The sequence below is a fragment of the Aequorivita vitellina genome, from assembly GCF_022008365.1.
Lineage (GTDB): Bacteria > Bacteroidota > Bacteroidia > Flavobacteriales > Flavobacteriaceae > Aequorivita > Aequorivita vitellina.
The window spans coordinates 1-11227 of the sequence record NZ_JAIRBA010000008.1; the positions used below are offsets into that span (position 1 = coordinate 1).

Sequence of the window (11227 nt, forward strand, 5' to 3'; positions counted from 1 at the left end):
TCAGTTAAATTGAATACGCCAGCCGTAGTGCCATCGTCGCACTGGTATAAATCTATAGGGGGGTTGGCGGTGGGTTGGGGTGTTAAAATTAAATTGAACTGCGTAATTGCATAACAACCCGAGCTTGTATTATTGGTAACACGCGCAAAGATAAAAACTGAACCAGTCAAAATATATGGCTGAGCCAATGGATTAATTCCTGCAATTGCATCTGCAGGATTATCATAATACGTAACGGTAAAGTCGGCTGGATTTTGCGTCCCTAAGATAACGGCATCAAAAACATTATTCAAGTTGATTGACTCAGTGCCATCCAGTCCTATATCGCATACTCTATGTGGACTTGCAGGTTGTGTTGCTGTTGCCGATGAGTAAAATATTTCAAAAAAATCAATTGCATAACACGTTCCGCTCTGGTCTTCAATTCTAACCCAAATTATTTCAGAAGCACCAACTAACAAATATGCATTGGCAGGAATAATTTCATTTGCATCATTAATTGCATCTAATTGACTGTGATGATACGTTATATTAAAGAGGGGGTTTTGTGCTCCTCGTACAACATTATCATTCTGAGTTAAATCAAAAATTGGCGGAGTTGTTCCGTCGTCACAAATTGCTATATCTTGCGGTGGGTTTGCAATAACCGGTTGTTCATAAAAATTTATATCAACACTATCAGCAACCGTACATCCGTTATCTGTTGCTTCAACCATATAAGTTCCTGAGTTTGGAGCATTTACGGTATATGTTGGGTTAGTGGCTCCTGGGATAAGTGTACCATTAAGAAACCATTCATAAGTTACAGTTGGTATTCCGGTATCTGCATCTAAAACCACAGAACCTCCATTACACGTCTCCACATCTGGCCCCAAGTCTACAGTAAAGTTGGCTTGGAGTGAAACTTCAACTTCATCTTCTAAAACAACTACGTCTCCATTACAACTATTTGTATAAGTAACTCGTGCTGTATAGATTTCAGTTCCAGAAGGACAAACAGTTATTGTTGGATTTGTGCTTATAACATTTCCTGCTGGATCAAGCCATTCAAAAACATAGGTTGTAGGGCCACTCGGGGAAAACTGCCACGCTTCATCTGAAGTAGTCCACGGCGAATCTGAAGTATTTCTCCCCGGGGGAACGTAACCAATTGTACCAGCATTATTTTGAATCCCCATTGCAGCGTTACCATCATTCCAAGAAGGGCAGGTAGGCTTATTCAAAATATACATTTCTATTACGTTCGAAAACTCATAGAAAACAACCATTTGGGTCGCCAAAAGATTATTACAACTTGACGAATAAAGTGGCACTTCATAGTAAGCTACCACTAAAACCCTATTTGGGTATGTTCCAATTACTTCATAACCTATTTCCTCTGAATTAGATTTAGTAGGATCCATATCGTGTACCGGCAATAAAATATTTGCTTCCCCAATAGCATCTTCAAAATTGTTAGGAATGTTAGCGTCAAAAGACCATGCATTAGAACCAGCTCCAGTATCTCCAGGATCCACATCAAATCGAACCACACCATTTGATCCAACTTGAAATTGCGTTTCGGTATCACCAAAGAAACAAAAATCAAAAGGCAAGTTATCTACAGGAGACCAAGCATCATCAATATCTGGATTTAGCGGATTTGCAAGACCATTAAAAGGAAATGGAGGAACAAAAGGTATAGAAGAAACGGTATATGTGCTCCCCGAAGTATCAAAAGTCTCTAAAAATGAAGCTGTTAAATCTGTACACCCAGTAGTACAATCAACAACAACATCGGGCCCCGCATTAACAAATAAAGATCCCGGCCCTTGCGCCGAAACGGTAAATGAAAACACAGATAATAAAAATAATAAAAATAAATTGTGTGGGGAGTAATTCTTCTTCATAGCTATTGGTAAATAATTGCGGCGAAAATTAAGAAAATTTTATGAAACTTCCCGCTTCTATTTGCCAAAATAAGAAGACTCCCTTTTTAGAACCACCAACCTATTGCGTATCTTTGCAAACTTATTAGATATTTAATTGAATGGATTTAGAAAAACAACTTAAGGAAATAGAGGCTATGGGTATTGACCACATAGCAGGTGCAACAGAAACCCCTCTAAGACCCGATGCTTTTGAACTTAGCGATATTGAAAAAATTGCAAGCATTAAAAAAGATGTTCAAAGCATTATGCAAACCTTGGGGCTCGATCTTACAGACGACAGTTTAAAAGGAACCCCTACCCGCGTGGCAAAAATGTTTGTGCAAGAAATCTTTGGCGGTCTTCACCCAGATAGAAAACCTAAGGCTTCTACTTTTGAAAATAAATACAAGTACCAAGAAATGCTGGTAGAAAAGAACATTACCCTCTACTCTACTTGCGAACACCATTTGTTGCCAATTGTTGGTAAAGCGCACATAGCCTATATCTCTAACGGGACGGTGGTTGGACTTTCAAAAATGAATAGAATTGTAGATTATTACGCAAAACGCCCACAAGTGCAGGAACGTTTAACAATGCAAATTGTAAAGGAATTACAACAAGTGTTAAACACCGAAGATGTAGCCTGTGTAATTGATGCTAAACACCTTTGTGTAAATTCGCGTGGAATTCGCGATATTGATAGTAGCACCGTTACTAGCGAATTTGGCGGCGCATTTAAAAGTGCCGAAACACGCAGAGAGTTTTTAGATTATATAAAATTGGATACCGAGTTTTAAAAAGAAATTTCATCCCAGATAGCTATCGCGGCAAACCCAATTTCCAAGTAAATTATAAATTTCATCTAAATTTAAAAACTTGAAACAGCAAGATTTATTTATATACAATTCCCTTTCAAAAAGTAAAGAAAAGTTTGTCCCCATTACCGAAGGCGCAATAGGCATGTATGTTTGCGGACCAACAGTTTACAGCAATGTGCATTTGGGAAATTGCCGAACCTTTCTTTCTTTCGACTTAATTTTTAGGTATCTCAAACATTTGGGCTACAAAGTTCGTTACGTTCGCAATATTACCGATGCTGGCCATTTGGAAAACGATGGCGAAAGCGGCGACGATCCTATTTTGAAAAAAGCACGATTGGAGCAATTGGAACCCATGGAAGTTGTTCAAAAATACACCGTCGATTTTCACACGGTTATGGCGAAGTTTAACGCCCTGCCACCAAGTATTGAACCTACGGCAACTGGGCATATTTACGAGCAAATTGATATCGTTGAAAAAATAATTGAAGCAGGTTTTGCATACGAAAAAAATGGCTCAGTCTATTTCGACGTTTTAAAATTCAACGAAACCAACAATTACGGAAAATTAAGCGGGAGACAAATTGACGATATGATTGCCAATACCCGCGAACTTGCCGCACAAAGTGATAAAAAGAATCCACAGGATTTTGCACTTTGGAAAAAAGCCGAACCGCAGCATATTATGCGCTGGCCATCGCCGTGGAGCGACGGTTTTCCCGGCTGGCATTTAGAATGTACGGCAATGAGCACAAAATATTTAGGCAACCAATTTGACATTCACGGCGGCGGAATGGATTTAAAATTTCCGCACCACGAATGCGAAATTGCACAAGCCGAAGCCTGTAACCACGTTACTCCGGTTAATTATTGGATGCACGCCAATATGCTAACGCTAAACGGTAAAAAAATGTCGAAATCTACGGGAAATTTTATTCTTCCGGATGATATGTTTACAGGTGAAAATAATATTTTAAGCAAGCCCTTCTCACCTACGGTTACCAAATTCTTTATGTATCAAGCCCACTACCGAAGCATTCTAGATTTTAGCAGCGATGCCTTGGAAGCTTCAGAAAAAGGATTTAACAGACTGATGGATGCGTACCGAATGCTTTCAGATTTAAACGCTTCCGAAAAAAGTAGCGTTGATATTGAAGGATGGAGAAAGGCGTGTTATGATGCAATGAACGACGATTTTAACAGCCCTATTTTAATTGCACATCTTTTTGAAACTGTAAAATATGCAAATGCTATAACGGAAGGGAAAGAAACTATTTCAGAAAAAGATTTGGCATTATTAAAACAAACAATGCACGACTTTCTTTTTGATGTTTTAGGATTGGAAGAGAGTGTTTTAGAAAATTCGCAAGATGGCGAAAAGCTTAACGCTGCAGTAGCATTGCTTATTAAATTAAGAAATAAAGCACGAGCCGATAAAGATTTTGCGATGAGCGATAAAATACGTGACGAACTTGCCTCAAAGGGAATTCAACTGAAGGACGGTAAAGACGGCACCACTTTTTCGTTGAATTAAAACACATTCTTCGAGCCCTTCAAACGGGAGAAAATTATGAAAAAAATTCTTACATATCCTTTTATTTTAATCATTAAAGGATATCAAAATTTTATTTCTCCCTTCACACCAAACACGTGTCGCTACTCGCCTACCTGTTCGCAGTACGCTGTAGAATCGTTGCAGACACACGGCTTATTAAAAGGCGGTTGGCTGGCAATAAAACGAATTGCAAGTTGCAATCCGTGGGGTGGCTCGGGTTACGACCCCGTTCCTCCAAAAAAGAAATAAAAGATTTGTTCAATAATACTTTTTCGCTTTTGTTATATTTACGGGGCGTTTTTAAATATAATATATGCATTATTTAAGTTTTACCTGGAACCCTTCTGAAGGGATTGATCTTGGCTTTTTTATGATTCGTTATTACAGCTTAATGTTTGTGGTGGCGTTTAGTTTGGGTTGGATTCTTACTAAAAAGATTTATGAACGCGAAGGCATGTCGCAAGAAAAGTTAGACAGCTTATTTATCTACATGGTGGTAGCGGTTTTGGTGGGCGCACGTTTGGGGCACGTTATATTTTACCAACCCGAACTTTTTGTTCAAGATCCACTTTCGGTTTTCTTACCAATTAGCACAGTTCCCGAATTTGAATTCACAGGTTTTCAAGGCTTAGCGAGTCATGGTGCAGCAATTGCGATTTTAATTGCGATGTATTATTACACTAAAAATGTAATTAAAAAACCTTTCTTGTGGATTATGGATCGCATTGTAATTGCGGTAGCTGCAGGTGGAATTTTTGTACGCATCGGTAATTTTATGAATTCTGAAATAATTGGGAAACCATCTGGCGATTTTCCATTGGGCGTACGGTTTCTGCACGATGGAATTGACAAACAAGACGCAGTGAACGTAACTGGAATTCAAAATCCGAAAGCTGCCTATGACGCAATTGTACACAACCCACAGTTCGTAGATTTCCTCGATAGCGTGCCCTTTCGTCATCCGGCGCAACTCTATGAGGCGGCGGGTTATGTAATTGTGTTTTTGGTATGCTGGTATCTATATTGGAAAACCGAGCGCAGAAAGCAGGTTGGCTACATATTTGGGGTGTTCTTGATATTGCTGTTTATGGTTCGCTTTATAGTGGAGTTTGTAAAAGTAAGTCAAGGCGGTTTTGAGTCTGCTTTAGGATTACTTTCTACCGGGCAGTGGCTAAGCGTACCTTTTATAATTGCCGGAATCTACATTATGTGGAAAGCTTCAAAAAAACCTATTACTTCATAAAATAAATTAACCACCAATACAAGAATGTCATTAAATTATTATTCGTGTATCCGTGGTTTTTAATAATTTCTTCAAATGAAAAAAATACTTATTTCCGCAGCTTTAGTTGCTTCAATGTTCACGTTTTATAATTGCAAAGACACTTCAACTTCTGAAGGCAAAAGCCTTACCAAGGAAATTACCTTTACTAAAGAAGGTGAGCTGCAACTTTTAAAAGCTGAAAACGATTCCATAATTGCAAAGTTGGACATTGAAATTGCAGATGACGTATACCAAACCGAAACAGGTTTAATGTATCGACACTCGATGGCCGAAAATCAAGGGATGTTGTTTGTATTTCAAAATATGCAGCCGCGTTCTTTTTATATGAAGAACACGTATATTCCGTTGGATATAATTTATTTAAATCGAGAAAAGGAAATTGTTAGCATACAGAAAAACGCTAAACCTTTAGATCAATCCTCACTTCCTTCTGAAGGTGCTTCACAATATGTACTAGAAGTAAACGCCGGCCTTTCAGATAAATGGAAGCTCAAAAAAGGTGATAAGATTTCATATACCACTACCAAATAAGTAAATTGGGTTAACGATATAATTTCAAAGTATAAATAAGATGTCTAAAAAGAAAATTTTGGATGTCAGGTCTTCGCAGTCGAGACCTAATAGCACGTCAGAAACTTAGAGTTCTCGACTGCGCTCGAACTGACAAACCGTTTGATTTTTACTATTTAAACAACCTGTTTTGTTTTTTATAAACTAGCTTCCTATAACTTGCAATATTGGATAAAAATAAAAAGACCCTTCCAGATGTGGAAAGGTCTTTTTTATTTCTAAAGAATTGTAGCTATTATGCCTCTAAGGCTGCTTCGTCTTCTTCTTTTTTATCAATTAAGTCTTCAACTTTTTTGCGTTTTACAGTATCGTACATCACTGGAGTTGCGATAAACAATGATGAATAGGTACCTACTAAAATACCCACAATAATTGCAAATAACAGTCCGCGAATAGATTCTGCTCCAAAGAAAAACATACTCAACAATACGATAAGTGTAGTAAAAGAGGTATTTAACGTTCTACTTAAGGTACTACTTAAAGCAAGGTCTATAATGCGATTCATTTTCCAGCTTGGGTGTTCGCCAAAGTATTCACGAATACGGTCAAATACAATTACCGTATCGTTGAGCGAGTACCCAATAACCGTAAGGATTGCCGCAATAAAGGCTTGGTCTATTTCCATACTAAACGGCATAAACTTGTACGTAAGTGAGAATACCCCCAACACGATAAGCACGTCGTGGAATACCGCCGCAACTGCACCTAAACTAAACTGCCATCTTCTAAATCTAAGCAGAATATATAGGAACACAACTGCCAATGAGCCAAATACCGCCCAGAACGAATCTTTTTTAATATCGTCTGCAATGGTAGGGCTCACTTTGTAATACTCCATTCTACCAATTGTTTTTCCTTCACCATCCCCCACAAAATCTTCATAGGTCATGCCAGCTGGAAAATGTTTTTTAACGGTTTCAAAAAGCATGTGCTCTATTTCATCATCAACATCGGTTCCAGTTTCCTCCACTTTGTATTTAGTGGTAATTTTTAATTGATTATCGCCACCGTAGGTTTTTGCTTCCGCACTTCCGAAGGTTTCAATTAAATCGTTTTGAATGTCAATCGAATTCACATCTTTAGCAAAACGCACTGTGTATGTACGTCCTCCTACAAAATCTACACCTTGGTTAAGACCATTTACAAATAACGAACCAAGACTTATCACTATCATAATTGCTGAAAACACATAAGCTGTTTTACGCTTTTTCAAAAACTGAACGTGTACATTGGTAAATAGATTTTTAGTAAACGATGTAGAACACGGTAATGATTTACCATTTCTGGTGTACTTATCTATAAACAATCTTGTTATAAAAATTGCAGTAAATAAAGATGTTGCAATACCAATTAATAAGGTAGTGGCAAACCCTTGAATAGGACCCGTACCGAAAACCAAAAGAATTAAACCGGTAAGACCCGTTGTAATGTTGGCATCGAGAATAGAAGATAACGCATTGTTGAAACCGTCCTTAACGGCATCTTTTTGCGCCTTCCCTTTAGCGAGTTCTTCTTTAATCCTTTCAAAGATAAGTACGTTCGCATCTACCGACATACCAACCGTTAGCACAATACCTGCAATACCAGGTAAAGTAAGTACGGCTCCCAAACCGGCTAAAATTCCAAAGATGAAAAGAATGTTGACCATTAAAGCAATATCTGCGTAGGCTCCAGCTCTTCCGTAGTAACCAATCATCCAGAAAAGAACGATTATAAGTGCTACTGCAAAAGACATTACACCACTGCTAATAGCTTCTTGACCCAATGTAGGCCCTACAACTTCACCTTGAATAATTTCAGCAGAAGCCGGAAGTTTACCCGCACGTAGTACGTTTGCTAAATCCTGTCCTTGGTTCACGGTAAAGTCTCCAGAAATCTGGCTACGTCCACCCGCAATAGGACCGGAAGTTACACCTGGCGCAGAATACACAGTGTTATCAAGAACAATAGCTATCTGGCTTTGATTTTCGTAGGCAGCTCCTGTAAGTTGCTCCCATACCTTGGCACCTTGACCGTTCATCTGCATAGATACTACCACACGGCTTAGGTTGTCGTATTCCTGTCTGGCATCTACCACAACGCTTCCGCCCAATGGAGGAACATTGCTACGGTTACCTTTAAGAGCGTAAAGTGCTGTTATTTCTTCGCCATTTAATTCTGGCGCTACTTCTGGCAAGCCCCAAACAAATTTTGCATAACGCATATCATTTGGCAACAACGATTTAATCTGTGGGTTGCGCAAATAACCGTTGATGGCTGCAGTATCTTTTAATTTAAAAGTAGCAATTACCGGACCTCCTTGGTTACCCAAAGAAACCATTTTAGAAAGTATTGGGTTTGTTTTGCTGTCATCTATTAAGGAATCGCTAACGTCTTCACCTCCTAAAAGTTTACTAACATCGTCGTCTTCCGTTTTTGAAGAATCTGCTTCTTTTTCCGTAGTTTCTGTTTCGGCTGTTTCAGACGAAGTATTTGCCATAGCTATTTCACCTGCCTTATTATCGGCTGCTTGAAGGAATCCTGCTACTTCTTCAAACTTATATACATTCCAGAATTCTAGTTGGGCGGTACTTTGAAGCAATTTCTTAACCCTATCAACATCTTTTGCACCGGGAAGTTCAACAAGAATTCTCGCAGATTTACCCAAACGCTGAATGTTAGGTTGTGTTACTCCAAATTTATCGATACGTTTTCTTAAAACTTCAAAAGCCGAAGTAATAGACTCGTCAATTTTCTTTTCTATAATAGGCTTTACTTGGGCATTGGTCATGCCAGCGCTTATTACGTCTTCCAAGTTCTTGTTAAAGAAAATATCTGGCGATGCAAGTTCATTATCGCCCGGAATTGCTTCAAATGCTTTAAAGAAAGACTCTAAATACGTTTCCTGACTTGTTTTTTGTAATTCTTTGGCATTCTCCAAAGCCTGGTTAAATGCCGGATCTTTGGTATTGTTTGCAAGACCTTTTAAGATGTCTTTTACTGATACTTCAAGAATTACGTTAATACCACCTTTAAGGTCAAGCCCTTTATTAAGCTCCTTTTCTTTAGCGGTTTTATAATCAATTCCTAAAAATACTGGGTTGTTCGCCACAGAATCGAGGTAGCGATTTTCTGCCGCATCTCTTTCATGGGGTTCATTTTCAGAAAATTTGCTTTGCGCAAACTCCTTAGCGTTGCCTTCTACCTTGTTCGCGATGAACGTAAAAGAAAGCTGGTAAATACTCACCAATCCAAAAAGGATGGCAAATACGGTAACTAATCCTTTATTTTGCATGTTTAATTTTTTATGGTCAGATTTTTTTAAATCGCGCAAATATATAATTTGCCGCCTTATCTAACAATTATCGTGGTTATTAAAAAAATATATTTGTTGGCTTCGGAAATATTAATAATCCAAACCATTTTTAAAGCGAAATCTTTTCACCTTAAAAATTTATTACGAAGAATTTTAAGTAAAAGGTCCAGCCCTAACCTCAGGAATTTTATAGGAAGCGTGATTTATTAAAAGTGAAATATTGCCATAGTTTTTATACGCAACTAACGCAATAGCCTGCTTTAAATCGAAATTGTTTTCTGAAGCATGCAGCGAAAAAACCGGCTTTAAATATTGATCTTTAGCAGCTTTAACAATAACTAAAATCCCTTGTAAATCTAAATTAGACCCAAAATCTTTTTGGATTGTAACTACATCTAATTTATAAATGTGTGAATCTTGGGAAAAAGGAATTTTAGAAGAAGTATTCCTTTCATTAAAATCTGTACCTGCAAGTTGAAGCTTATTTTGGCCACTAAACAGCCCTTTAATTGTAGCAACATCTTTCGAGCTGTAGTACGAAACCTTTAATTGTCCGTTTTGTATTTCGGAAACTAAAACATGCGCTATTCCAATGGACTTTAACTGAGAAGTAACGTTGGCAATGGCTTGTTCTGCTTCAGCAGCACTTACATTTTTAGTATTAAACTGAACAACTATTTCCTGATTAGGAAGCGTAGATTGCTCCAAGCTTATTCCAAAAAAAGCAAGGGCAATAATTAATACGGGAATATACCATTTCCAGTTCACGCGCCAAATATAAAGAAATAACTTTAAAAAAGATGTTGGATAGAGAAAATGACGTAGGACAATAAAACATACAACTAAAGACTAAATTTGAAAGCACTTTAAAAATAATTGCTTCAATTTTTTTGGTTTTTTTGTCTTATGTTTTACTGTCCTTTCGTCTTTCTTCTTTTTAAAACTCCAATTCAAAATAAAGACTGCTCTCAGGGTTGGCTTCTGTAACGTCTTCGCCTTTTAAAACTTCACCATTTGTATTCAATAGTTTTAGGTTTATCCGCCAGTAACCAGTCATCGTTAAAGACAGTTTTCCGTCGTACGTTTTAGTTGCAGCATTATAGGTTAAATCTTCATTATTTGGCGAGCTGTGGTTGCCCATCCCCGGCATTCTTGGATCCACAGTTATTTTATAATTTTCAACCATTGGGAAATCCATCATTGTTTCCATTTTATAAAGTACAGCCTGAAAATCATTAACTGCAACTTTGGGTTCTTTTGGGTTTACGTATGCTAAAATGTAACGCACATCATCGCTCCCTGTAAAAACTTGTGTTTTTTTCAAACCATCAACTGGTTGGGCAACTGTAACTCGCAACGCTTCTTCTTTTGCTTCACCATTCATTGTGTAGTTTAGTGTTAGCTCCCAATATTCCGTGTTGTTACTCGCCATTTGGAAAACAATATGACCTTTATAAACCGTGGGTTCTTCCGTATTTTGTAACATAGAGTGTGGTGCAGCATGTTGCATAGTTTCCATATGCATCATTGGCATCCAAGTTGGTGTGGCATTCGACAAAAATTTGTCGCTTGCCAAATCTTTTACTCTGATAGAAATTTCGTTATAACCAACTTCAAGGTTTTGTTTTTCTGAATAAATCTGCACCGTGTGATCTGTTGCTTCAATTTCATAAATCATCGTTAACCCCTCAACCGGGTTTACTTCTACCGGTACATTTTCATCATCATCCGAACAACTTACGAATGAAACTGAAAGTATTAAAATTGCGAATATATATGTTAGTGTTTTCATCT

Annotated in this window: 9 protein-coding genes; 5 read left to right on the forward strand and 4 right to left on the reverse strand. The window is 37.8% G+C overall.

The window, feature by feature from the left end; all coding sequences use genetic code 11:
- Positions 1 to 1889, reverse strand: a 1889-nt coding sequence (locus K8089_RS05745) for an immunoglobulin domain-containing protein (RefSeq protein ID WP_456237142.1), incomplete at its 3' end; no start/stop codon positions are given.
- A 140-nt stretch (positions 1890 to 2029) separates the two neighbouring features.
- Here K8089_RS05745 and folE point away from each other — a divergent pair.
- The 5 genes from folE to K8089_RS05770 all read left to right on the forward strand — a co-directional run bounded on the left by folE (position 2030) and on the right by K8089_RS05770 (position 6099).
- Complete coding sequence (gene folE / locus K8089_RS05750; protein ID WP_237602331.1) at positions 2030 to 2707, forward strand: GTP cyclohydrolase I FolE; 678 nt, start codon at positions 2030 to 2032, stop codon at positions 2705 to 2707.
- A 79-nt stretch (positions 2708 to 2786) separates the two neighbouring features.
- Positions 2787 to 4262, forward strand: coding sequence for a cysteine--tRNA ligase (gene cysS, locus K8089_RS05755; protein ID WP_237602332.1), 1476 nt, complete (start codon positions 2787 to 2789; stop codon positions 4260 to 4262).
- A 33-nt stretch (positions 4263 to 4295) separates the two neighbouring features.
- Positions 4296 to 4532, forward strand: coding sequence for a membrane protein insertion efficiency factor YidD (gene yidD / locus K8089_RS05760; protein WP_237602427.1), 237 nt, complete (start codon positions 4296 to 4298; stop codon positions 4530 to 4532).
- 64 nt (positions 4533 to 4596) lie between these two features.
- The gene (gene lgt, locus K8089_RS05765; protein WP_237602333.1) at positions 4597 to 5526 is read left to right on the forward strand and encodes a prolipoprotein diacylglyceryl transferase; all 930 of its coding nucleotides are present in this window, start codon (positions 4597 to 4599) and stop codon (positions 5524 to 5526) included.
- 75 nt (positions 5527 to 5601) lie between these two features.
- Complete coding sequence (locus K8089_RS05770; RefSeq protein WP_237602334.1) at positions 5602 to 6099, forward strand: DUF192 domain-containing protein; 498 nt, start codon at positions 5602 to 5604, stop codon at positions 6097 to 6099.
- Between the two features lie 274 nt (positions 6100 to 6373).
- Here the strand turns inward: K8089_RS05770 and secDF are convergent, their stop codons facing one another.
- The 3 genes from secDF to K8089_RS05785 form a co-directional block, all read right to left on the reverse strand.
- Positions 6374 to 9412: a protein translocase subunit SecDF gene (gene secDF / locus K8089_RS05775; protein ID WP_237602335.1), complete on the reverse strand. Its 3039-nt coding sequence runs from the start codon at positions 9410 to 9412 to the stop codon at positions 6374 to 6376.
- 174 nt (positions 9413 to 9586) lie between these two features.
- Complete coding sequence (locus tag K8089_RS05780; protein ID WP_237602336.1) at positions 9587 to 10201, reverse strand: hypothetical protein; 615 nt, start codon at positions 10199 to 10201, stop codon at positions 9587 to 9589.
- 169 nt (positions 10202 to 10370) lie between these two features.
- Positions 10371 to 11225, reverse strand: coding sequence for a hypothetical protein (locus K8089_RS05785; protein WP_237602337.1), 855 nt, complete (start codon positions 11223 to 11225; stop codon positions 10371 to 10373).
- Positions 11226 to 11227 lie beyond the last annotated feature (2 nt).